At 71.9% G+C, this 21,490-nt stretch carries 20 protein-coding genes and 1 other RNA gene; 16 read left to right on the plus strand and 5 right to left on the minus strand.

Translation table 11 applies throughout. The annotated features are described in order from the left end of the window. Positions 1–4 precede the first annotated feature (4 nt). The 6 genes from A4R43_RS36540 to A4R43_RS36565 all read left to right on the plus strand — a co-directional run bounded on the left by A4R43_RS36540 (position 5) and on the right by A4R43_RS36565 (position 4,909). Entirely contained in the window at positions 5–316 is a 312-nt protein-coding gene (locus A4R43_RS36540; protein ID WP_113696254.1) for a DUF6403 family protein, read from the plus strand. Next, entirely contained in the window at positions 309–1,688 is a 1,380-nt protein-coding gene (locus A4R43_RS36545; RefSeq protein WP_113696255.1) for a hypothetical protein, read from the plus strand. The genes A4R43_RS36540 and A4R43_RS36545 overlap by 8 nt, the downstream gene beginning before the upstream one ends. Then, a complete protein-coding gene (locus tag A4R43_RS36550) occupies positions 1,685–2,620 on the plus strand; it encodes a hypothetical protein (protein WP_113696256.1) in 936 nt (311 codons plus the stop codon). The genes A4R43_RS36545 and A4R43_RS36550 overlap by 4 nt, the downstream gene beginning before the upstream one ends. 125 nt (positions 2,621–2,745) lie before the next feature. After that, the gene (locus tag A4R43_RS36555) at positions 2,746–3,159 is read left to right on the plus strand and encodes an arsenate reductase/protein-tyrosine-phosphatase family protein (RefSeq protein WP_113698130.1); all 414 of its coding nucleotides are present in this window, start codon (positions 2,746–2,748) and stop codon (positions 3,157–3,159) included. After that, positions 3,156–3,977, plus strand: coding sequence for a fructosamine kinase family protein (locus A4R43_RS36560; protein WP_113696257.1), 822 nt, complete (start codon positions 3,156–3,158; stop codon positions 3,975–3,977). Before A4R43_RS36555 ends, A4R43_RS36560 begins: the two co-directional genes overlap by 4 nt. Positions 3,978–4,009: 32 nt before the next feature. Continuing rightward, complete coding sequence (locus tag A4R43_RS36565) at positions 4,010–4,909, plus strand: SURF1 family cytochrome oxidase biogenesis protein (protein WP_113696258.1); 900 nt, start codon at positions 4,010–4,012, stop codon at positions 4,907–4,909. A 131-nt stretch (positions 4,910–5,040) separates the two neighbouring features. On the opposite strand, the gene A4R43_RS36570 is transcribed toward A4R43_RS36565, so the two are convergent. Next, the gene (locus tag A4R43_RS36570; protein WP_113696259.1) at positions 5,041–5,979 is read right to left on the minus strand and encodes a cobalamin biosynthesis protein CobD/CbiB; all 939 of its coding nucleotides are present in this window, start codon (positions 5,977–5,979) and stop codon (positions 5,041–5,043) included. Between the two features lie 102 nt (positions 5,980–6,081). Between A4R43_RS36570 and A4R43_RS36575 the strand changes: the two genes are divergently transcribed. Continuing rightward, entirely contained in the window at positions 6,082–6,567 is a 486-nt protein-coding gene (locus tag A4R43_RS36575) for a gluconokinase (RefSeq protein WP_113696260.1), read from the plus strand. Here A4R43_RS36575 and A4R43_RS36580 read toward each other — a convergent pair. The 3 genes from A4R43_RS36580 to A4R43_RS36590 form a co-directional block, all read right to left on the minus strand. Further along, positions 6,564–9,380, minus strand: coding sequence for an AAA family ATPase (locus A4R43_RS36580; protein ID WP_162788716.1), 2,817 nt, complete (start codon positions 9,378–9,380; stop codon positions 6,564–6,566). The two genes, A4R43_RS36575 and A4R43_RS36580, sit on opposite strands and share 4 nt — an antisense overlap. A 358-nt stretch (positions 9,381–9,738) precedes the next feature. After that, positions 9,739–10,038 carry a zf-HC2 domain-containing protein gene (locus A4R43_RS36585; protein WP_162788717.1) on the minus strand — a complete coding sequence of 100 codons (300 nt, stop codon included), beginning with the start codon at positions 10,036–10,038 and terminating at the stop codon, positions 9,739–9,741. Between the two features lie 16 nt (positions 10,039–10,054). After that, positions 10,055–10,588, minus strand: a complete 534-nt coding sequence (locus A4R43_RS36590) for a sigma-70 family RNA polymerase sigma factor (protein ID WP_113696263.1) — start codon at positions 10,586–10,588, stop codon at positions 10,055–10,057. 256 nt (positions 10,589–10,844) lie between these two features. Between A4R43_RS36590 and A4R43_RS36595 the strand changes: the two genes are divergently transcribed. The 6 genes from A4R43_RS36595 (at position 10,845) to A4R43_RS36620 (ending at position 15,937) form a co-directional block, all read left to right on the plus strand. Beyond that, positions 10,845–11,663, plus strand: a complete 819-nt coding sequence (locus A4R43_RS36595) for a DUF4142 domain-containing protein (protein ID WP_236808491.1) — start codon at positions 10,845–10,847, stop codon at positions 11,661–11,663. A 35-nt stretch (positions 11,664–11,698) separates the two neighbouring features. Beyond that, positions 11,699–12,523 (plus strand): ferredoxin, encoded by an 825-nt coding sequence (locus A4R43_RS36600; RefSeq protein WP_162788718.1) that lies wholly within the window; start codon positions 11,699–11,701, stop codon positions 12,521–12,523. After that, entirely contained in the window at positions 12,523–13,794 is a 1,272-nt protein-coding gene (locus tag A4R43_RS36605; protein ID WP_113696265.1) for an NAD(P)/FAD-dependent oxidoreductase, read from the plus strand. The genes A4R43_RS36600 and A4R43_RS36605 overlap by 1 nt, the downstream gene beginning before the upstream one ends. 61 nt (positions 13,795–13,855) lie before the next feature. Next, positions 13,856–14,584: a COG4315 family predicted lipoprotein gene (locus tag A4R43_RS36610; RefSeq protein ID WP_113696266.1), complete on the plus strand. Its 729-nt coding sequence runs from the start codon at positions 13,856–13,858 to the stop codon at positions 14,582–14,584. An 18-nt stretch (positions 14,585–14,602) separates the two neighbouring features. Further along, positions 14,603–15,012, plus strand: an RNA gene (gene rnpB / locus A4R43_RS36615) — RNase P RNA component class A. Positions 15,013–15,055: 43 nt separating this feature from the next. Further along, positions 15,056–15,937, plus strand: coding sequence for an SCO6745 family protein (locus A4R43_RS36620; RefSeq protein WP_113696267.1), 882 nt, complete (start codon positions 15,056–15,058; stop codon positions 15,935–15,937). A 142-nt stretch (positions 15,938–16,079) separates the two neighbouring features. Here the strand turns inward: A4R43_RS36620 and A4R43_RS36625 are convergent, their stop codons facing one another. Continuing rightward, a complete protein-coding gene (locus tag A4R43_RS36625; RefSeq protein ID WP_113696268.1) occupies positions 16,080–17,168 on the minus strand; it encodes a DUF1996 domain-containing protein in 1,089 nt (362 codons plus the stop codon). A 664-nt stretch (positions 17,169–17,832) separates the two neighbouring features. Between A4R43_RS36625 and A4R43_RS36630 the strand changes: the two genes are divergently transcribed. From A4R43_RS36630 to A4R43_RS36640, 3 genes are read left to right on the plus strand one after another with little or no spacing between them, the layout of a single operon-like run. After that, a complete protein-coding gene (locus A4R43_RS36630; protein ID WP_113696269.1) occupies positions 17,833–18,099 on the plus strand; it encodes a hypothetical protein in 267 nt (88 codons plus the stop codon). A gap of 7 nt (positions 18,100–18,106) precedes the next feature. After that, on the plus strand, positions 18,107–18,544 hold the full coding sequence (locus tag A4R43_RS36635) for a hypothetical protein (RefSeq protein ID WP_113696270.1): 438 nt from the start codon (positions 18,107–18,109) through the stop codon (positions 18,542–18,544). A gap of 6 nt (positions 18,545–18,550) precedes the next feature. Beyond that, entirely contained in the window at positions 18,551–21,478 is a 2,928-nt protein-coding gene (locus tag A4R43_RS36640) for an ATP-binding protein (RefSeq protein WP_113696271.1), read from the plus strand. The last annotated feature ends 12 nt before the right edge of the window (positions 21,479–21,490 follow it).

Consider the following 21,490-nt stretch of genomic DNA (forward strand, 5'->3'; position numbering starts at 1 on the left):
GTGCATGGGGTCAAGCTGGCCGATCTGGCTGGGTGGGATCGCCGTGCTCGTGGCCGCGGGCACCACGGCGACGCTCTACCCGCACGCGAAGAGACAGCGGCAGCGCCGCGGCGAAGCGTGGGCCGCCGCGAGGTCGGCGATCCAGGCCGCGACGATCCGCCGGGACGCGTGCGAAGCGACGGTGCCCGAAGCCGACGACCTCCTCGCGCGGGCGGAGGCGATTGCCGCCGAGGGCGGTGGACCGCACGCGGCCGAGCGTGCCGAGAACGACGCGCGGCGCGCGGGTGAGCTGTGGCGGGAGGCAGCCGGTGAGTGACACGCGACGCGAGGTCGGTACCTGGCTCGGTGTCGCGCGGTGGACCTGCCTCGGCGCGGCCGTGGTCGCCCTCGTGGTGTTCCTGGTTTCGCAGCGCGCCGAGACCATCGACGTGAGCTATGCGCAGTCACCGACGTCACCGGAATCCACCCGCGCCGGCAAGGAGGCCGGGCTTTCGGACGCCTCGGTGCCGCCGGTCGAGGAACTCGTCGCCCGGTTGCAGGCCGAGCGGGTGGTCCGGCTGCCCGGCGCGGTCGCGCACTGGGACGAAGCCCGCGTCGACCAGGCGATCGGCAACCGCGACGCCCGCATCCTCGTGGCCCCGCCGGGCCTGGACGAGGCCGAGCGGAAGCAGATCAGCGAAGCGAAATCGCAGGCGGAGAAGGGCGAGCGCGAGGTGGTGACGATCGTCGGCACCACCGTGAGCGGCGGCATCCTGGAGGTCGCGCCGAGCACGCTCGACGAGCGGCGCGCCGAGTTCGCGGTGGGTGACGTCACGGGCCTGATCATCTACCTGCTCGGGCACCTGTGGGAGCAGCCGGTCGCCAGTGGTCCCTCGGACTTCCGCTGGCGGGAGCCGACCGCCGCCGAACTGGCCCCCGTCGAGGCGGCGCTGCGGTCCGCCGGTCGCTACACCGCCGAGGGCGCGACGCTGACCGAGGTACCCCACGACGCGGCACGGCAGGCGTTCGACGGTGCCGAGCCGCTGGTGGCCGCGTTCCCGCGGCAGCCCTTCGGCGAGCCGGTGCCCGACTACGGTGCCGCGCTCACGGCTCGGTTCCCCGACCGCCCGATCGTGGTGCTCTACGGTCTGTGGGTCTCGTACCACGGGCCGAATGCGGACGCCTTCGCCGACGTCGCCGCCGCGAGCACGTACGCCCAGTTCGGCCGGTACCTGTCGTCGCGCGTGTACCCGCAGGACGCGATCCTCGGGGTCTATCTCGACCGGGTCATCGACATCCGGTACGCGGGCCTGTTCGACCGGCCGCTGCCGTACCAGCCGCCGGACCCGCTGCGGGTGACGCTGCCCGCGCTGCCCTGGGTTTTCGCCGGGTGCGTGGCGGTGTTCGTCGCACTTTCGGCGCGCGCGGTGCGCAAGCCGCGTGGGCTGCCGCGCGGGACCAGTGCGGGAGCGAGGCTCGGCGCGCTGACCGCACTGGCCATCGAGGTGTCCGGGCTGACCGACGGGGAGAGCGACGTGGCGCTGACCCTCGCGCTCGCGAAGCTGGAAAGCGCACGCGAAGCGCTGGAGGAGGGCCGCGATCCGGACGCGTTCCTCACCGACGCCCACGCGCGGCTCGATGAGGTCGCGCGACTGCTCGGGCGCACCGACTACCGGCCCGACGTGTACGTGGGGAGGCAGCTGGCATGAGCGCGCTGAAGTCGCTTGAACGGTATCGCGGCCGGGGCAACGGCCTGTTCCTCGTCGCGCTGGCGGTGTGCGTGGTGCTCGCGGGCTGGGGGCTGTGGACCGGTGGCGCGTTCGACAACGACCTGCAGTCCGACCTGCGGGTGTCCTCGGTCCACGTCGGGGACGGCACGAACATCGATGAGCAGGCCGCCGAGCAGATCGTGGGCAACCGCAGGCTCGTGGTCGCCTGGCTGGCGCCGGGCGAGGACCTCGGTGAGGCGTGCGACGAGCTGGAAGGACCCGCGGCCGGCACGGTCGGGCTGCTGCTCAGCCCGGCGGGCGACGAATACGACACGTACGGCTGCGTGCAGATGGCCGGCGCCGAGGACGAGGGGTTCGGCAAGGCCTACGTCGCCGAGACGCAGCTCCCGGCGGGAGTGGACGAGTTCGTCGATTCCCCGCTCGACGCGCTCAAGGTCGTGGTGGTGAACTACGACACGCTGGTGCGGGCGAAGACCATTCCGGACGGGACGCGGACGATCGCAGCTCCGCTGCCTCGTTTCCTCATCGCGGGAGGCGCGCTCGCGGGTGTGGTGCTCGGCGCCTCGGCGTTGTACCTGGTGTCGCGCCGGGCAGGCCGGGTCGCGGCCGCACGGCTGGAGCGGCGGGCGCACGCGGAGGACGTGCGGACGCGGCTGGGTGCCGCGGCGGCGGTGGTAGCCGGTCGGCTGCTGTCGCTGGACGTCGAGTACACACGCCGGAAACCGCGGCTCAGCTCGAAACGGCAGGCGAACTTCGACGAGCGGTACAGCGCGCTCGCCGCGCGCTACGCGGAGGTCCTGCCCGAGGTTCACGCAGCTCACGACGCCGAGTCCGTCGAAGGCCTCATCACGAAGATCGAAGAACTCGGTGAGCAGTGCGGCAAGCTCTCGGAATCCCTGAAAGCGACGTAGCCGACGACGCCCGGGCTGCTTGGACGCGGGACAGCTCGCCAGTGGACACTGGGCGGGTGGACAGCGACAGCAAAACGGGTATCCATCTGGTCTTTGTCTGCTCGGGCAACATCTGCCGCTCGCCGATGGCGGCGCTGGTCTTCCGCGAGCAGCTGCGCCGCGCCGGGCTGGCCGACCGGGTCCGGGTGAGCAGCGCGGGCATCGGGCCGTGGCACGTCGGTGAACCCGCCGACGGCCGGGCACGCGCGACGCTGACCGCCGCCGGTTACCCCGTGGACCACATCGCCGCGCAGGTCGACGCCGACCACCTCGCCGCCGACCTGCTGCTGGCCGCCGACCAGGGGCACTACGCCGAGCTGCGGCGCAAGGTCGACGACCCGGACCGGGTGCGGTTGCTGCGTGACTTCGACCCGGCGGCCGGGCCGGACGCCGAGGTGCCGGACCCGTACTACGGCGGCAACGACGGGTTCACCGAGGTGCTGGGCATGATCGAACGGTCCGTGCCGGGCCTGCTCGACTGGGTGCGCGAGCGGCTGTGAAGGCGGTCTCGCGGCTGCTCGGGGAACCGGTCACGCGGTCGTCGCCGCTCGGCGGGGCCGCGTACCGGGTGGAAACCGGCTCGCGCACGGTCGTCGCCAAGCGGGGGCCGGTCGAGGCGGAGGCCGCCGGGCTGCGCTGGCTCGGTGAGCACGGTGACGTCCCGGTGCCCGAGGTGCTCGCTCTCGACGATGATTGGCTGATCACCGAGTACGTCGAGAGCGGCAGCCCTCAGCCGCGCGCGGCCGAGGAGTTCGGCCGCGGGCTGGCGGCGCTGCACGCGCGGGGTGCCGACGCCTTCGGCGCGCCGCCGCCGGGCGGGCCGGTGGACGCGTGGATGGGGCCGGAGCCGATGCGCAACGTCGCCCACGACACCTGGGCCGCGTTCTACGCCGCCGAGCGCATCGAGCCGTACCTGCGCACCGCCGCCGACCGCGGGTTGTACGGACCCGCCGAGGTCGCCGTCTTCGAGCGGCTGTGCGCCCGGCTCGACCAGCTGGGCGTGCCCGAAGAACCGCCCGCTCGCCTGCACGGCGACGCGTGGAGCGGGAACGTGCTGTGGTCCGCCGACGGGCGCGTGTGGCTGATCGACCCGGCCGCGCACGGTGGTCACCGCGAAGGCGATCTCGCGATGCTGGCGCTGTTCGGCACGCCCCAGCTGGACCGGATCCTGGCCGCGTACGACGAGGTCGCGCCGCTGGCACCGGGGTGGCGCGACCGGGTCGGGCTGCACCAGTTGTTTCCGCTGCTGATGCACGCGGCGGCCTTCGGCGGCGGGTACGCGGGGCAGGCGCTGGCGGTCGCACGCGGGGTTGGGTGAACGTGACGGGGACGACCGCTTACCGTTGGGGGGTGCGGTTCAAGTTCCTGCTCAGGCCGAGCTGGCTGGCGTTGACGCTGGTGGTGTTCGCGTTCGCGGCCATCTGCTACACGCTGCTGGCGCCCTGGCAGTTCCACCGCGACAACGAGCGCGAGACGCAGAACGCGGCCCTGTCGGCGTCCTTCACCGCCGAGCCGCGCTCGGTGGAAGAGGTGCTGCCCGGCGGCGCGGCGCCCACCGAAGCCACCCAGTGGGACAGGGTCACCTTCACCGGGACGTACGTGCCGGACGCCGAGGTCGTCGCGCGGCTGCGGACCGTGCTGGGGGAGCCCGCGTTCGAGGTGCTCACGCCGCTGCGCACCACCGATGGTCAGGTCGTGCTGGTCGACCGCGGTGTGGTCCGGCCGGACGACCGCACGCGGGTCCCGGCGTACGCGCCGCCGCCCGCCGGTGAGGTGACCGTGGTCGCGCGGGTGCGGATCGACGAGACGGACCCGAAGGCCCGCGACGCCTTCGCCGACGAGTCCACGGACGGCAAGCTGCACAGTTACACGGTCGATTCGCGGGTGGTGGCGCGGGCGACCGGGCTGCCGATCCGGCCGGGGTACTTCCAGCTGGACGTCGGCCAGCCGGGCGGTCTCGAGCCGCTGCCGCTGCCGAAGCTGGAGGCGGGGCCGTTCTTCTCGTACGCGCTGCAGTGGATTGCCTTCGGCACGATGGCGATCCTGGGGTGGCTGTACTTCACCGTGCGAGAGCTGAAACCGGGCGGTGCGCTGGCCGGTGAGCGGGAGCGGCCGGAGCGGCGGAAGTCCGTCGCGCAGCTGCTGGCCGAGGACGAAGACGAGGCTGACTTGGCCCGGACGGCGCAACCTACGCCGCCGAACGGCAGGACCGAAGTATCCGAAGTAGACCGGCCCGTGCACCACACCTGAGGGACACCTTTTCGTGCCCCGTCCCGCTGGCCACGAACGCCACCTTCGCGCCCAAGCTGGCGGACGCTGAGCCAGCTTCCGTGCCCGGCGAGGTGGACACGAAAGCCACATTCGTGTCCGCCCCCGCCTGGTCAGCGGCGGCGCAGGCCCAGCACCACGGCCAGCACGGCCGAGCTGATCCCAGCCAGCCAGCCCACCACCCGCGACAGTTCGACGGCTCGTGTCACGTGCCCGGCGTCCGGGTTGCGGCCGTCGCCGAGTACCGGCAGCTCTTCGACCCCGTGCGGGTAGACCGTCCGCCCACCCAGACGGATTTCCAGTGCGCCCGCGAAAGCGGCTTCGACGCGCCCGGCGTTCGGGCTCGGGTGCGCCGAAGCGTCCCGCTGCCACGCCCGCCACGCCCCTGCGGCGGACCCGCCGACCACCGGCGCCCCGCTCACCGTCAGCGCCGCGGCCACCCGCGTCGGCAGCAGGTTGACCAGCTCGTCCAGGCGCACCACCACCCAGCCGAACCGGTGGTGCCGAGGTGACGAGTTCAGCCGCCGCAGCACCTTCAGCGCTCGCGCGCCGAGCAGCCCCGGCGCCCCCGCGACCGCGCCCCAGAACAGCGGGGAAACCACCGCGTCCGAAGTGCTCTCCGCGACCGTCTCCACCGAAGCCCGCGACAACGCGATGACGGTCAGCCCCTGGGTGTCACGCGGGTCCAGTTCGGACAGCGTGTCGCGGGCGGCGTCCAGCCTGCCGGTCTCCAGGTCGCGTGCCAGCTCGGTGCCGTCGATCGCCAGCGCCGCGCCGCCGAGCACCGCCCAGGTGGTGATCGCCGTGCCGGTGGCCTGCAGCACCGGGCTGCGGCGGCCCGCGCGCTCGGTCAGCACGCCGAGCAGCACCGCGCCCCCGGCGAGCAGCCCCGCGTGCACCGCGCCCGGCACCGGGTGGTCGGCGTAGATCTTCTTCTCCAGCGCCCGCGCCAGGCGGGCGAATCCGGCTACCGGCCGGCCGTCTTTCGGGTGCCCGACGATGCCGTCGGCGGCCACCCCCAGCAACAGACCGATCGCGCGTCCCGCGCTCACCCCTGGCTCCCGTTCGCCTGGCCCCATGTCACCTGTGTTGAACGCTCAGGTTACTGCGCGGGTTGCCCCGGTCCGCGAGCCGCCTGTGGGAACATGCCCGGCATGACGGTCGTGGTCGTGATGGGTGTGTCGGGTTCGGGCAAGACCACCGTGGGCACCGCGCTCGCGGAGGCGCTCGGCGTGGCGTACGCGGAGGCGGATTCCTTCCACCCGAAGGCGAACATCGAGAAGATGACCGCGGGCACCCCGCTGACCGACGAGGACCGCTGGCCCTGGCTCGACGCCATCGCCGGGTGGATCCGCGAGCACGACGAGTCCGGTGGGGTGGTCACCTCGTCGGCGCTGAAGCGGCGGTACCGCGACGTGCTGCGTGGTGGCGGCGACGTCTGGTTCGTCCACCTCCACGGCCCGCGCGAGGTGATCGCGCAGCGCCTGTCCGGGCGGTCGGGCCACTTCATGCCGCCGTCGCTGCTGGACTCCCAGTTCGCCGACCTCGAACCGCTCGCCGACGACGAGCGCGGCGTGGTGCTCGACGTGACCGAGTCGCCGGAGCAGCTCGTCCAGCAGGCGCTCGACGCCCTGCCCTAACCGGGGAACGCGCTCGACAGATCACCGCGGCCGGAGATGCCGAGCTTCCGGTACGCGCCGGAAAGGTGCAGCTCCACGGTCCGGCGGGTCAGGTGCAGCGCGTCGGCGATCTGCCGGTTGGTCAGCCCCTGCACCGCCATCGCCGCGACGCGGCTTTCCTGCCTGGTCAGCCCGTGCGCGCTGGTTTTGGTCTCGCTCAACGCCGACTCGCACGCGCGCAGCTCACGCCCGGCCAGCCGCGACAGCGGTTCCGCCGCGCACTGCGCGGTCAGGTCCAGCGCCCGCCGCAGCTGGGGCACCGCCTTCTCCGGGTGCCCGCGCCGCCGGAGCAGCGCACCCAGCTCGAACAGGGCCTCCGCCAGCCGCAGTTTCGCGGGCGACGCCGACAGCGACTCGATCGCGGACTGCAGCGCGTGCTCGGCGTCGTCGCCGTCCTCACCCGCGATCCCGGCGGCCAGCAGCGCCGTGCCGACCACTCGCGGGGTGCCCCACTGCTTCGACAACCGCAGGTTCTCCGCAGCCAGCTCGGCCGCCTGCTCACGGTCACCCAGCAGCAGGTGCGCGCGCACGGCCTGCTCACGCCAGGCGAGCACGGCCGGGTTGACCACGCCGCGTTCCGCCAGCCGCCTGCCGCAGTCGGTCAGGTCGTCGAGCGCAGCCTGCCCGTCCCCGGCGGCCAGCCGCAGCCTGGCGCGCGCGAACAGCAGGTGCGTGTCGGGGAACAGCTGGCTGGCGGTGACGTGCGAGAGCATCGCGGTCGCCTCGTCGAGCCTGCCCAGGTCCACCAGCACCTCGGTGTACCAGGCCAGGCACAGCGTGGCCATCGGGCAGCCGTTCGCCGCGCCGGAGTCGAGGAACATGCGCACCGGTGAGGCGAAGAAGGTGCGTGCCTTCGGCAGGTCGCCGAGCAGGTGGATGGCCATGCCGTGGGCCAGCGACGCGGCGATGCCCTTCGGCAGGTGGTAGTCGTGCGGTTCGCGCATGCCCTCGACCAGCCGGCGGAACCGCTCGGCGTGCTCGGGCTCGTCCGCGAGCGCGGTGCTGAACAGGGCGAACACGTACGGCTGGCCGAAGGCCGGGATCGGGTCGCCGTCGAGCGATTCGGCCGCGTACCGCAGGAAGTCGGCGTGTGAACCGGCTTCCCTGGCGTGCGCGAGCGCGACCAGCAGCGCGTGGATGCGCCGCAGCTGGTCGTTTTCCGGGATCTCCGCGCGCAGGTCGTCGAACACCCGCTTCGCGCACGCCGACGCGTGCCGCGAACCACCGGCCGCGGCGAGATAGGTGGTGTACCGCAGGCGCTGCGCGACCTCGCGCTGGGCGGAACCGAGCCGTGCGATCACCTCGGTGGCCACCGAGATCGCCAGCCGGTTCGCCGCGTCACCGCAGGAGCCGAGCACCATCGTCTCGGCGACTTCGGCGGCGGCGCCGGGATCTTCGGCCATGGCCAGCGCGTCACGCAGCCGGGCGCGCCCGGCCGAACGGTCCAAACCGAACTCGACGTGCCCGAGTTCCAACTGGACGGCGAGCCGCCGGTCCGGGGGCAGCCGCTCGTCGAGCGCGCGCCGCAGGCAGGCACCGGCCAGGTCGGCGTTCTGCTGGTGGACCGCGCGACGGGCGGCCCGGCGCAGCACCTCCACGCCCCACGGCAGGCGGATCGGGCCCGCTTCGAGCAGGTGCGCGGCGACGCGTTCGTCCGGGACACCGGCGTCGAACAGCAGGCGGGCCGCGGTGGCGTGGCTGGCGGCCTGCTCGGCGACGCACATGTCGTCGAGCACGCCGTTGCGCACGTAGGAGTAGGTAAAGGCCGGGGGATAGCTGTCGGCCAGCACGTGCAGCCGGACCAGCGTGTCCACCGCGCGCAGCGTGGCACGCGGGGACAGCCCGGCGAGCGCGCCGACCGCTTCCAGCGTGGCGTCCTCACCGAGCACGGCGACCGCGCGCGCGACATCGGTGGTGCCGGGCAGGCCGCGCAACCGCACCCGCAGGATCTCGCCGATCAGCGGCACGGACACCGCGCGGATCTGCTCGGCGGTCAGCTCGCTGATCTTGTACTGCTGGTGCCGCAGCGTGCTGACCAGCGACCGCAGCAGGTACGGGTTGCCGCCGGTGACCTCACGGCAGGCCGCGGCGAACCCGGCGTCCTGGCGCCCGGTCGCGGCCCGCACCAGCCCGGCCACCCCGGTCAGGTCGAGCCCGCCCAGCTCGATCACCTCGGGCGTGGTGCCGGTCAGCTCCGGCAGCGAAACCTCGCTGAGCGGGGCGAGCCCGCGGTTCGCGGTGGTCGCGATGACCACGCGGTGCCCGGCCAGCCGCGGCCTGGCGTAGGCGAGGCAGCGCATCGACCAGGCGTCGGCCAGGTGCACGTCGTCCACGGCGAGGAACAGCGGGCGGCGGGCGGCGGCGGTCCGGACCAGCAGCTGGAAGGACTCGAGCGCGTCGAATTCGGAGTTCGAGCGCGCCGGAGCGGGCAGCGCGTTGGTGCCGTCGCCGTCGATCACCTCGAGCAGCGCGTCGGACAGCTGGTGCACGATGCCGCCGGCCAGGCGGACCTCCAGCCGGGCGCCGCGCGCGATCGCCACGGTGAAGCCCTGCGCCCGCGCGCGGCGGGCGGCGGCGTCGAGCAGCGCGGTCTTGCCCCCGCCGAACTCACCGAAGACCATCACGTGCGAGTCGAGGCCTTCCCTGGCGCGCGCGAGCAGGCCGCCGATGGTGTCCAGCTCCTTTTCCCTGCCGAAGAAGGGCGCGGCGACCAGTTCGGCTGGTCTTCGGGCGGCGGGCGCCAGCGCGGAAGACAGCGCTGAAGACGAAGTCACGGGTAGCTCTCCGATCCGCGGCACCTCGGCCGCTCTCGGTGTCCCCTGCGGAGTGAACGCGCGTGGGACCCGGAGAATGCACCATCTTCTCCGGCCTTGTCCAGGGCACCGAGCGTGACCAGCGGGGGGACCGAAGGGCCGTTCGCCCAACTCTCCGTGTTTTCTACGGTGCCTACCGTAGAGACCCGCGGGCCGTTCGGCGGCAGAATTGGCCCTACTCCAGTAGTGCCGGTCACCCAGGGTGCACCGGCCAGACCCGGCGAGACGGCGGTGGTAGCGGTGGTGACAGTGCACTCCCTGGTATCGCTCATGGCGCCAGGCACGCGGAAGGGCGCGAGGCGGCCCGGCACGGCCGCGGTCACCTCCCCACCAGCAGCAGCACGCGGCGCAGGCGTGACCGGCAGGACAGCAGGCGCCGCCGCGGTGGTGCGGCGTCCGGCTCGGTCGCTCGCTGGGCCGGGATGGAGTCCAGCAGCGGGTTGAGCACACCGGACTCCGCCGCGTCGCGGAGCAGGCCGAACAGCCCCGATTCGGCGTACCCGGTCAATTCCTCCCGGCAGCGCGCGCACCGCGCCAAATGTCGTTCGAATTTCCTGGCTCCGCTCTCGTCCAATGCGTCCAGTGCGTAGGCCGCGAGCGCGGAATGCCGTCCGTTCATCACCTCACCGGTCCCCTCAGGTCCACTCCTGCAGTGCATTCCTGATCAGTCGCATGGACTTGTGCAGCCGGGATTTCACCGTGCCTTCCGGAACCTGCAGAATCTGCGCGGCCTCGCGCACGGTGTGACCTTTCACATACGTTTGATAAATGGCCGCGCGCTGCTCGTTGCTCAGCCTGCTGATGACATCGACGATGACCATCACGGAAAGGGACTGATCGGTCTCGTCCGGGCAGCCCGCCATTTCCGGGCGGAGCAGTTCCACCTCCTGCGGGCGGGCCTGCCGCGAGCGCCAGCCGTCGATCACGATGCGCCGCGCGACGGTCAGCAGCCAGCCCCGGAGCATGCCGGGTTCCCTGGTCAGCGTGGCGGAGTTCTGCCAGGCGCGGATCAGCGTCTCCTGCACCACGTCTTCCGTCCACTGCCGGTCGTAATTGGTCAGCCGCAGCACATGGCTGAAAAGTCTCTCGCGGAACTGGTGGTACAGCATCGTCACCAGTTCTTCGTCCGGACCATTTGTGGTCATTCCGGTGATTCCTGCGCTTTTCATGAAGCGACCTGCCTCCCTGAAGGCGAGGTGAAAGAGTTCGTTACCGCGGCGCGCCGAATGCGGAGTCGGGGGAATCGGATCGCGCTCGAGCGGTGCGATCACGATACTGCATCGGCGGGAGGTGAACCAGGTTCACGTCCGTGATTCCGGGTGGAACGCAGCGTAACCGCTATGTGATCCAGGTCACACCATTTCCCGGAACTGCGGACCGAACCAGCCGCTGATCACTGCCGTACCACCCAGTTGACTCCCCGAAATGCACGAACTTTCCCCGAAGGGGCACGCGATGACCAACCCCGCCCGGTCCCGGCACGCGGTGAAACCGCGCTCGCGCCGGCTGCTGTCCCTGCTCGTGGCGAGCCTGCTGCCGGTGATTTCCTTGCTGTGCGGTGGTTCCCCCGCCTCCGCGCAGGCCGAACTGGCCCCGGCCGACGAGGAGATCCTGGTCAAGGTGCGGCTCGCCGGGCTGTGGGAGGGCCCGATCAGCAAGCTGATTTCCGAGCGCACCACCAATCCGAAGATCAGGGAGGTCGGCGGGCACCTGTCCGAAGAGCACGCGGTGCTCGACGGCGAGGTGCAGAAAACCGCCGCGCAGGTCGGCGTCAGCCTGCCCAGCCAGCCGACCGCGCAGCAGCAGGGCTGGATGGACGAAATCTCCGGCAAGACCGGTGCCGAGGCGGACCGCACCTACGTCAACCTGGCCCGCGCTGCGCACGGCACGGTCTTCCCGCTCGTCGCCACCGTGCGCGCGACCACCAAGAACGACGCGATCCGCTCCTTCGCGCAGAAGGCGGTCAACGCGGTGATGCGCCACATGACCCTGCTGGAAGGCACCGGACTGGCCCGCGCCGACTCGCTGACCGGCGCCACCCCGGCCACACCCGCGGCCAACGGCGTAGCGGGCAACCCGGCCCGCTCGGTGGCCACCACCGGTGCCGAAGGCGGCGGTGACGAACTGGGCTTCGGTGGTGTGCTGCTCGGCGTGCTCGCCGGCCTCGTGGCCATCGCCGCCACGCTCGGCCTGGTGCGCTGGTTCGGGGCCTACCGCCGCGGCTCACGCCACGCCAGCGACTGAAGCCCGCGAATTCCCCGATCCGGAGGCACGACTTAATGCCCGACCCCCTGCTCCTGCAGGCCGCCACCTCCCCGCACGACGCCGGTGTCCGCGAGATGGCGGCCCTTTCGGCCAGGCTGGCCTACGTCGCGATGTGCCTGACCCTGTCCTGGGGCGTGCTCACCGCGACCGGCTGGGTGCGCCGCCTGTCCGGGCACCACGCCCTGCGCGGCGGGCACCAGATGCTGGCCTCGTTCACCATCGCCACCGGGATCACGCACGCCGCGGCGTTCCCGTTCCTCGACGACATCGACTTCGGCATGGCCAAGATCCTGGTGCCGTTCGCCGACGGCGGCCTGGCCAGGCACGCGCTGGGCATTCTCGGGCTGGAGCTGATGGTCGCCATCACCATCACCGCCGGCCTGCACCGCACGGTGAAGTACCTGAACTGGCTGCGGTTCCACCAGCTGGCCTATCCGGCGGTGGCGATGACCGTGGTGCACTCGTGGTTCGGCGCCGCGGCCAACGGGCACCTTTCGCTGCTGTGGCTGGGCGGCATCACCGTGCTCGCGCCGGCGCTCACGCTCAGCGTGCTGCGCCTGATGCCGCCGAAGCACCTGGTGCGCATCGGCCTGCTCGACGCGCCGCCGGTCGGCCCGTCGAAACCCGGCAAGGCGGTGGTGATGCGGGTCAGCGTGGACAACCAGCGCTGCCGCCGGTACGGCATCTGCCAGCAGGAGGCCCCCGACGTCTTCCAGCTCCGCGAGGACGGGCGCCTGCGCTACACCCGCAATCCGAACGCCGCGCAGAACGACCAGGCCCAGGCCGCCGCCCGCGCCTGCCCGATGCGCGCCATCCAGCTGCAAGGGGTCGATCAGTGATGAGAGCCAGACAGTCGGCCGAGCGCATCGTCGTGGTCGGCGCCGGTCTCGCCGGGCTGCGTGCCGCCGAGCGCCTGCGTGAACTGGCCTTCGACGGCGAGATCGTGATGATCGGCAGCGAGCCGCTGCGGCCGTACCACCGGCCCGCGTTGTCCAAGGGCTTCCTCAGCGGCGCGATGAGCGCGGGTGAGCTGCGCCTGCAGCAGTACCAGGAACTCGGCGCGGTCTGGCGGCTCGACACCACCGCGCTGCACCTGCAACCGCGCCGGCGCGTGCTGCACCTGCCCGGCGGTGAGCAGATGGGCTACGACGGGCTGATCATCGCCACCGGCGTGGAACCCAAGCGGGCGGCGAACATCCCGCACGGCCACCCGCGCGTGGTGGTGATGCGCACGCTGTCCGACGCGCAGCGGCTGCAGAAGAACCTGGCGGGCACGCGCGGCCCGGTGGCGGTGATCGGCGGCGGGTTCACCGGCTGCGAAATCGCCTCCAGCCTGCGTGAGATGGACCGCGAGGTGACCATCATCGGGCGGTCGAAGAGCCTGATGGGCAACGTGCTCGGCGAGGACCTCGGCGAGCGGCTCACCCAGCTCCACCGCGACCACGGCGTCCGGCTCGCACTGGGCACCTCGATCCAGGACTGGCTGCCCGGCCACACCGGCATGGGCATCCGGCTCTCCGACGGGCAGATGCTGGTTGCCTCGTGCGTGGTGGCCGCGGTCGGCACCGTGCCCGCGGTGTCGTGGTTGCGTGGGGCCGGGCTCCGGATCTCCGACGGCGTGGTGTGCGAATCCACCTGCCACGTCGTCGGCGCGGACGACGTGGTCGCGGCCGGTGACGTGGCGCAGTGGCCCAACCTGCGCTTCGACGCGGTGCCGCGGCGCGTGGAGCACTGGCTCAACGCCATCGAGATGGGCCGCGCCGCCGCGGAGAACCTGCTCGCCGGACCGGCCGCGGCCAAGCCGTTCACGCCGATGCCGCGGTTCTGGTCCGAGCAGCACGGGGTCCGCATCCAGGCCGCCGGGGTGCCGAAGCTCGGCACCGACACGGTGGCGCTCAGTCCACCCGCCGGGGGCGGCCGGACCGTGACCGGTTATGTCCGGGACGGCCGCCTGCTCGGCGTGGTCGGCATGAACAGCCCGTCCGCGGTGCTGGCCTGGGCCGCGGACCTGGAACGGCAGTGCCCGGTGCCGGACGAACTCGACGTGCCGGACCGGCCGGTGTTCAGCACGGGTGAGATGAGCCGCGCGAGGATTCTCGCCGGCCGCTAGACGAGGGGGTGTTGTGGCGGCTCGACACGGGCAGCGGCCACGGGGTACCGGTTCCTGGCGGGTGGCGCGCCGGGGGGCCGGCGACCTGCGCCGCGCCACCGTGCTCTGGTTGCGTGACCTCGGCGAACTGGGCAGGCGGGCCGGGCTGGGCACCACGGTGGGCAAGGTCGCGCTGGGCGCGGCGGGCGCGCTGCTGGTGGTCGGCCTGGTGAACTGGTGGAGCGACGAGGGTGGCGAGCTGCCCGCCTCCGTGGCGTCCGAGACCGGGCAGACCTCGGCTCCGGTGGTGAAGCCGCCCGTGCTGGCGTCCGACGATCCGAGCGCGCGAGACCTGGCGGAACTGGACGAAGGCGTGCGTGCCCCGGAGACCGGGGTGGAAACCACCATGCCGCTGTCGCCGGCGGGTTCGGGGCAGGCGGTGAAGCTGGTGGCGCGCAGCGTGCCGTCGATGGGCGTGACCGTGACCGACGGGAACGGCGCGGTGCTGTACCGGTTCGAGAAGGACCGGACCGGGCCGTCGAAGTCCTTCTGCGACGGCGACTGCGCGAAGACCTGGCCGCCGGTGCTCACCGAGCGGCAGGCCGGCGTCGAGGGCATCGCGCCGGAGCTGGTCGGCACCGTGCAGCGGGCCGACGGCAGCTGGCAGGTCACGCTGGCCGGGCGGCCGCTGTACCGGTTCGCCGGTGACCGGCTGGCCGGTGACTGGAACGGGCACGGGCGCGACGGCCTGTGGTTCGCGGTGCGCGCGGACGGTGAACGCAACCAGCGCGCGCCCGCCGCCGGTGGGTGAGTACCCTGGAGTGCTGGACGAGCTGGCAGGGCGGTCGCGTGACCCGATCCCCCCCGGGGAGCGGGTTTCGAGGAAAGTCCGGACTCCGCAGGGCAGGGTGGTTGCTAACGGCAACCCGGGGTGACCCGCGGGACAGTGCCACAGAAAACAGACCGCCCAGCCGTTCGCGGCTGGGTAAGGGTGAAACGGTGGTGTAAGAGACCACCAGCGTCCCGGGTGACCGGGACGGCTCGGTAAACCCCACCCGGAGCAAGGCCAAGAGGGAGCGCGAGCTCCTGCGCAGGCGATCGAGGGCGGCCCGCCCGATGCCTGCGGGTAGGCCGCTGGAGCCTGCCGGCGACGGCAGGCCGAGATGGATGGCCGCCCACCGCGGCCCCGGTCCGCCGGGGTCGTGGGGACAGGATCCGGCTTACATGCCAGCTCGTCCTTCCTTTCTTCCCGGCGGCCGTACCCGGCGGTAGCCTCCGGGGCATGGAACTCGCTGAGGCCAAGGAAATCGCGTACCGCTGTCACCGCGTGCTCGAACCGATCCACGCGATGGTCTACTTCGCCCCGGAGGCGGAGGAGCGCTTCACCGAGGTCGGGCTGCGGCCGGGCCGGATGGGGTACTTCGCCAGCCGGTCGGCGCCGATGGGCGCGGTCGGCCCGGGGCCGGTGGCCGCCACCTTCTTCAACTTCAACCCGGAGCTGGTCGCGCGGCACATCCCGCGCGCGTGGGAGCTGGCCGATCCGCGCGAGGTGGTCGAAGCCCGCTTCGCCGCGGCGGAGGCGGCGCTGCGGCGGCTGCTCGGGGACGAACTGGCGGAGTCCGAAGTGGTCACCGAGGCCGCCGAGCTGGCACGCGAGGTCGCCGACGGCTGTGTGCCGGAGGGACGGCCGCTCTACGCCGCGCACGCTGACCTGGACTGGCCCGACGAGCCGCTGCTGGTGCTGTGGCACGCGGCTTCGCTGCTGCGCGAGTTCCGCGGCGACGGGCACATCGCGGCGCTGGTCGGGGCCGGGCTGAACGGGCTGACCGCGCTGGTCACGCACACCGCGACGGGCAAGGGCTTCCTGGAGCCGGCGGCGAAGAAGAGCCGCGGCTGGTCGGACGAGCAGTGGGACGCCGCGGCCGACTACCTGCGCACCGAAGGCATCCTGGACACCGACGGCAAGCTCACCGCGCGCGGCCAGGAGGTGCGCGAGGGGGTCGAGGACATCACGAACTTCTCGGCCGCTTCGCCGTGGGTGCGTTTCGGGGGCGACAAGGCCGACCGGCTGCACACCCTGGCACGGCAGCTGAGCCGCACCGCGGTGGCGAACGGTGCGTTCCCCGCCAACGTCTTCGGCACCGGCTCCGAAAAGGCGAAGTAGGGCCCCGGCACGAAGAAGGCCCGGGGCGGCGGATGCCCCGGGCCGGACGGGAAGGCCACCGCGACCGAGTCGGGGGACGCCGCGGTGGCCTTCACCGGTAACGGAGTGCTCGTGCGGTGAGATTCCTGATCGGGCCTCCCTTCTACTCGGTGCAGGTGCGGCCGGAGTTGATGCAGTCCACGACCCGGTTCATGATCGCGTCCGACATCACGTTGGCGAAGTCGTCGTGGTCGGAGAGTGGGTTGTGGTCCTCCTCGGGGAAAGCGTCCACTTTGTACTGACCGGCGAGCTGGACCTCGCGGGGGATCTCGTAGGTCAGGCTGATCCGCAGCTGCGGCACGGCGGTGAAGCCGTCCTCGCACTGGCCGTTCTGGTTCGGGTAGACGATGTGGTCGCGGTGGTTTTCGCTGTCGATGTTCTGCCCGTCCCAGCAGCTCGGGAAGTCGTGCACGCGCATCACGTCGCTGCCCTCGGGGCAGATCACGTACTTGTCGATGCGCACCTGGTCCTCGAAGCCGCTGCAGGTCCACGACTCGCGGGCGTTGGCTGGTCCGTTGGTGGAGACCTTCGCGTCGCCGTAGAGCACGCGGAGGAACTTCGGCATCGCCTCGACCTCGGTCACCGGACTGCCGCGAAAGGTGATGTCGACGACGGCGGGGCGCTGGATCTCGCCCTCGTTGCCGGGCAACTCCCCGTTCTCGTCCTGAGCGGGAAGGTCGCCCTGGCCCTGGTCGCCCTGCTGCCCGTCGTCCTGCTGGTCCTCCTCGCTGTCGCCTTCGGTGTCGATCCGGACGACCGGCCAGAAGTACGCCGACTTGTCGCCGTTGCGGCAGGTGGTGCCCGCGGCCTGCAGGCTCTGGTTGTTCGAGTCGGCGTCGGTGGACAGGTTGCCGACGTAGTCGTGCAGGTGCTGCGCCCCGTTCCGGACGCCGGGCTGGGCGATGAAGTTGTCGGGGTTGAAGTGCCCGTTCTCGTTGCGCCCGCAGTCGACGGTGAAGGTGCCGGTGGAGGCGTCGTCCCGGGCTTCGGGCTCGTTCAGGTTCGGTTCGACCGTGGTGATGTCGGCGAACTGGCTCAGATCCGGGTTGTCGGCACTGGCCTGCGGGGGTGAGCCCGTGGTGGTGAAGACGGCCAGCGCACCGACCGTGAGCACCGCGAGGCCGAGGCCGCCGGTGGTCAGTTTGGCTTTGCGGGAAACGCGGTGCCTTCCCTCGTAGCTGTCTCGGGCCATCGACTGTGTCACCTCTTGTTCGGCGGTTGGGTCTGCTCTGGCGCGCCGCTCGGGGATACGGGTGTTCCGCGCGCGGTGGACGAAAACGAGGCCTGTTCGTTACTCTGCCGTTATAAAGTCATCGTGGCTGCTGGAACGGCTACGGCCGTAACGGCAAGATCACTGAGAAGAGCACCGGATAACGGAAAGTGAGGGAAATCGGCGCCTCGCGGTAACCCTCGCTCCGTTCCGGCTGTTCGAACGGGTGAGCCCGCAAATGTGAAATCGAGGTGAGGACTGCTCACGCACCGGAGGCCGCAGAAGGGACCGAACGGGGCATGCCACACTGTTCCCGGCGTGATCCGCCCCCGGCCTCGGCCACCTGGAGTAGCCAAAATCCTCGCGTGTGGGTGAGTCGATTCGCACACTAGGAAATCCGGGTGGACTGGGTTAATCCTGGACGTCCCGGCAACGATGATGGAGGGGATGGGTATCGGTGAGAGTGGTCCTCGCCCGCCGCGTGCGGGAGCGGGCGTGGTGCGGGCGGATCGAGCGCGTGTGCTTTGACCACCACATCGCGTAACGCCATCATGTTCTCGCGCACAGTAGTAGGTTCGGCACGTTCGGCGATCACGGCGGAACCGGGCCGGTCCCGGCCACGCCCGCTGTACTCAGGAGTTAAGCGATGACCACCATGACCCTCGCGGCCCTGGCCCAGGATGGCGAACTGGGCACCAAGGGCGTGCGCGACTGGATGATCGACAACATCATCCCTCTTGTCCTGCTGGCCGTCGCGTTGCTGCTGCTCTGGCTGGGTGGCGGCAAGGGTGACAACGCCGGTGTGATGCGGCGGCTGGCCGGGGTGGTGATCGCGCTGGCGATCATCGGCCTCGCGGTCAGCGGCCTCGGCGTGGACGTCGGCGAATGGATCGCCGGCTTGTTCACGGGCTGAGGTACCCGTGCGCATCCGAACCGACGACGAGGTCTACCGCGTCGACGCCGTCTGGCTCGGCCCGCCGAAGGCGACTTTCCCGTGGCGGGCCCGCTACGTCGCCTGGGCGGTCGGTATTCCGGTTTTCCTCGTCGTGCTCACCATCGAACGCCAGGTCGGGCTCGGCTTCGGCTTCTTCTCGACAGCGTGGGCGTTCATCGCCACCATCGTGATCACGCGGCTGATCACGGCCAAGATCAGTCACGAACGCCCGCTCAGCGCCGTGCTCACCATGTGGGTGCGGGAGCTGAACACCCCACGTGAGCGCACCACCGGCACCGGTGGCGCGGTCAGCGCGAGCAAGGTCCGGGTGCGGGCCGAACGACCCCGGCCACGGGGTGCTCGCGGACGAGGCAGCAACACCCGAGCGCGTCGCGGCGGCACCCACGCCGTGGCGGGGAGGTAGTAGTCGTTGTCCGGTCGTAGCCGAGGTAAGCGGGACCAGCGCCCCGTCCAGCCCAAGCAGGGTGGTGGCGGCAGGCGTGGCCGCAGACTGCCCGGCGAGCAGGCGGTGCCCTCGTACACCCCGTCGATCGCCGCGCGCAGCATCGACGGGCACCTCCTGCGGACCGGGCACGAGGTGTACGCCTGGTACCGGCTGGCGCCGCAGCGCTGGTCGTTCCGCTCGGACTCGCAGCGCCGCGACCTGATCGCGGCCATCGCCGGGCAGTACGCCGAGCTGGCGGGCCGCTGGCTGCACCTGCGGGTGACCAACCGGCCGTACCCGATCCGCATGTGGGCCGAGGCCCACGTGCACAACGCGGTCGGGCGGCCGAAGGACGTGCCGGGCGCGTTGTCCTTCGACGACTACCTGATCGGCGAGCAGCAGCAGCTGATGGGCCGGTCGATGGCGGAGAAGGAGGTCTACCTCGGCGTCCAGGTGCAGACCCGCCGCGCGGTGGACCGCGCCGTCGAGCGGGCCGCGCCGCTGCTGCGCAAGATCCTGCCCGAGGCCGTCGACGCCGAGCTGATGGCGCTGGACTCCGAGGTCGAGCACCTCGACCAGGTGCTCGGTTCGGCCGGGCTGGAGGGCAGGCCAGCGCACGCCGACGAGATGTCGTGGCTGATGCACCGGTCCTGCTCGCTGGGCCTGCCCGCGCCGCGGAACATGCCCGCCGTGCCGGGCGCGGCCTGGGAGCCGGAGGACCTGGCCAGCTTCACCGACGCCGCCGACTTCCACGCCGACCCGTACGCCCCGACGGTCACCGTCCGCGGGCGCACCGGCTCGAACGCCGGGGTGACCCGCCAGCTCGCGGTGCTCACCGTCGGCCAGATGCACGGCCTGCAGATCCCCGAGGTGGACGACCCGTGGGTGCAGCACGCCGACCGGCTGCCCGCGTCGGTGGAGTGGTCCGCGCGGATCTACGTGCGGCGGCCAGAGGAGGTCGCCGGTGAGCTGCAACGCCAGATGAACAAGGTGCGTTCGCAGGTCAAGCACTACACCGACGAGCACGAGCTGGAGCCGCCGCAGTCGCTGGCGCGGCAGGCGTCGCGGGTGCTCGAGATCGACGACGAGATGACCTCGGGCTTCACCGCGCTGGCCACCCGCGTGCGCTCGTGGTGGCGGCTGGCGGTGTCCGGGCCGACCGAGCGCGACGCGCTGCGCCTGGCCCAGCAGCTGCTCGACCTGTACAAGCCGAAGATCGCCATCGAGCACCCCGAAGCGCAGTACGCGATGGCCAGGGAGTTCATCCCCGGCGAGCCGCTGGCGTCGGGCGCCTACACCCGCCGCGGCTCGGTGGTCTGGGCCGCCGCCGCGGTGCCGACGGCGACCGCCGAGGTGGGCGACCGCCGCGGCATCCTGCTCGGCGAGACCTGCACCGCGACCCGGCGCCCGGTGGCCTGGGACCCGTGGATGGCGCAGGAGATCCGCGACGGCTCCGGCCTGACCGCGATGGTCGCCGGGCTCGGTGGCGGCAAGTCGTTCCTCGGCGGTGGCATCGTCTACAAGACGCTGCGCGCCGGGGCGCACTGGACCATTCTCGACCCGTCCGGCCCGCTGTCGCGCCTGTGCGACCTGCCGGAGATCCGCCCGTACGCGCGGCCGATCAACCTGCTCAACGCCGAACCCGGCATCCTCAACCCGTACCGCGTGGTGGCCGAGCCGCTGCTCGAGCACTTCATGGACGAGGACGATCCGGAGCGCTCGTGGCGTCGCGAGAAGGCGCTGGCCGGGGCCACCCGGCGGCGGCTGGTGCTGGACGTGCTGACCGGCGTGCTGCCGTACGAGGTGTCCCGCATGCCGCAGAGCCGGATCGTGCTGCTGCGCGCGGTCCGCGCGGTCGGCGGGCGGTTCGACGCCGACCCCGGCCAGGTGATCGACGCGCTGCGCCGCGACTCCAGCGAGCACCACGAGCACGCGGTGGTGGTCGCCGACTTCCTCGATGAGATGCGCGAGCGCATGTCGCTGCTCATTCCCGAGGAGAACGCGGACCCGTACTCGGAGACGCGCGACGACCGGATGACCGTGCTGACCATGGCGGGGCTGACCCTGCCGAAGGACGGTGTCGGCCGCGAGCACTGGACCGACGCCGAGGCGCTCGGCGTGGAGATGCTGAACCTGGCCGCGTGGCTGACCCAGCGGTCGGTCTACGAGCGGCCGAAGGAGCTGCGCAAGGGCGTCTGGATCGACGAAGCGTTCTTCCTCTCCGAGGTGCCGACCGGGCGGGTGCTGATGAACCGCTTCGCCCGTGACTCGCGCAAGTGGAACGTCCGGGTGCTGCTGTCCTCGCAGATCCCGGCGGACTTCCTGCGCATCCAGGGCTTCGTGGCCCTGCTCGACTCCGTTTTCGTCGGACGGCTCGACGACGACGACGCCCAGGCGGACGCATTGCGGCTGCTGAAGGTGCCGGTCGGCGTCGGCTACGAACAGGTGGTGGCCGCGCTCGGCCGCCGCCCTGGCGCCCATCGCGACACCGAACGCGACCGGGAGCCGCGGCAGTTCATCTTCGGCGACGGCGCCGGTGGCGTGGAGCGGATCCGGGTCGACTTCTCCGGGCCGCACCTGGAGCACCTGCGCAACGCGATGGACACCACGCCGGGTTCGAAGGACGCCCCAGGGCAGGTCCGGCCCGACCCCGCTCCGGAACCGGAGCCCCGCCACGTCCCGGTGCCACCGGACGACGATGCCGCCGCCTCGGGCTACGCGGAATCGGATTTCGAACTCGCGGCGGAGTTGGAGGTCGGGTTGACCGAGGAGCAGGTGCTGTCCGAGCCCGTGCCGGGCGGCCGGGCCGACGGCGACGAGAACGGCAACGGCAACGGCCGGGGCCCCGACGGCGGCGGTGGGGTCCGGGCGTCCGCGGGCTCCACCGGCGGACCGGGCCGGGACGCGGCATGAGCCACCACCGGC

Origin of the sequence: Amycolatopsis albispora (assembly GCF_003312875.1) — a bacterium.
GTDB lineage: Bacteria > Actinomycetota > Actinomycetes > Mycobacteriales > Pseudonocardiaceae > Amycolatopsis > Amycolatopsis albispora.

Coding starts and splice junctions, on each gene's coding strand:
- A4R43_RS36600 (WP_162788718.1), top strand. CDS start 11,699: ATGCCCGACCCCCTGCTCCTGCAGGCCGCCACCTCCCCGCACGACGCC.
- A4R43_RS36625 (WP_113696268.1), bottom strand. CDS start 17,168: ATGGCCCGAGACAGCTACGAGGGAAGGCACCGCGTTTCCCGCAAAGCC.
- A4R43_RS36605 (WP_113696265.1), top strand. CDS start 12,523: ATGAGAGCCAGACAGTCGGCCGAGCGCATCGTCGTGGTCGGCGCCGGT.
- A4R43_RS36590 (WP_113696263.1), bottom strand. CDS start 10,588: ATGAAAAGCGCAGGAATCACCGGAATGACCACAAATGGTCCGGACGAA.
- A4R43_RS36555 (WP_113698130.1), top strand. CDS start 2,746: ATGGCGGCGCTGGTCTTCCGCGAGCAGCTGCGCCGCGCCGGGCTGGCC.
- A4R43_RS36620 (WP_113696267.1), top strand. CDS start 15,056: ATGGAACTCGCTGAGGCCAAGGAAATCGCGTACCGCTGTCACCGCGTG.
- A4R43_RS36540 (WP_113696254.1), top strand. CDS start 5: ATGGGGTCAAGCTGGCCGATCTGGCTGGGTGGGATCGCCGTGCTCGTG.
- A4R43_RS36585 (WP_162788717.1), bottom strand. CDS start 10,038: ATGAACGGACGGCATTCCGCGCTCGCGGCCTACGCACTGGACGCATTG.
- A4R43_RS36575 (WP_113696260.1), top strand. CDS start 6,082: ATGACGGTCGTGGTCGTGATGGGTGTGTCGGGTTCGGGCAAGACCACC.
- A4R43_RS36630 (WP_113696269.1), top strand. CDS start 17,833: ATGACCACCATGACCCTCGCGGCCCTGGCCCAGGATGGCGAACTGGGC.
- A4R43_RS36595 (WP_236808491.1), top strand. CDS start 10,845: ATGCACGAACTTTCCCCGAAGGGGCACGCGATGACCAACCCCGCCCGG.
- A4R43_RS36550 (WP_113696256.1), top strand. CDS start 1,685: ATGAGCGCGCTGAAGTCGCTTGAACGGTATCGCGGCCGGGGCAACGGC.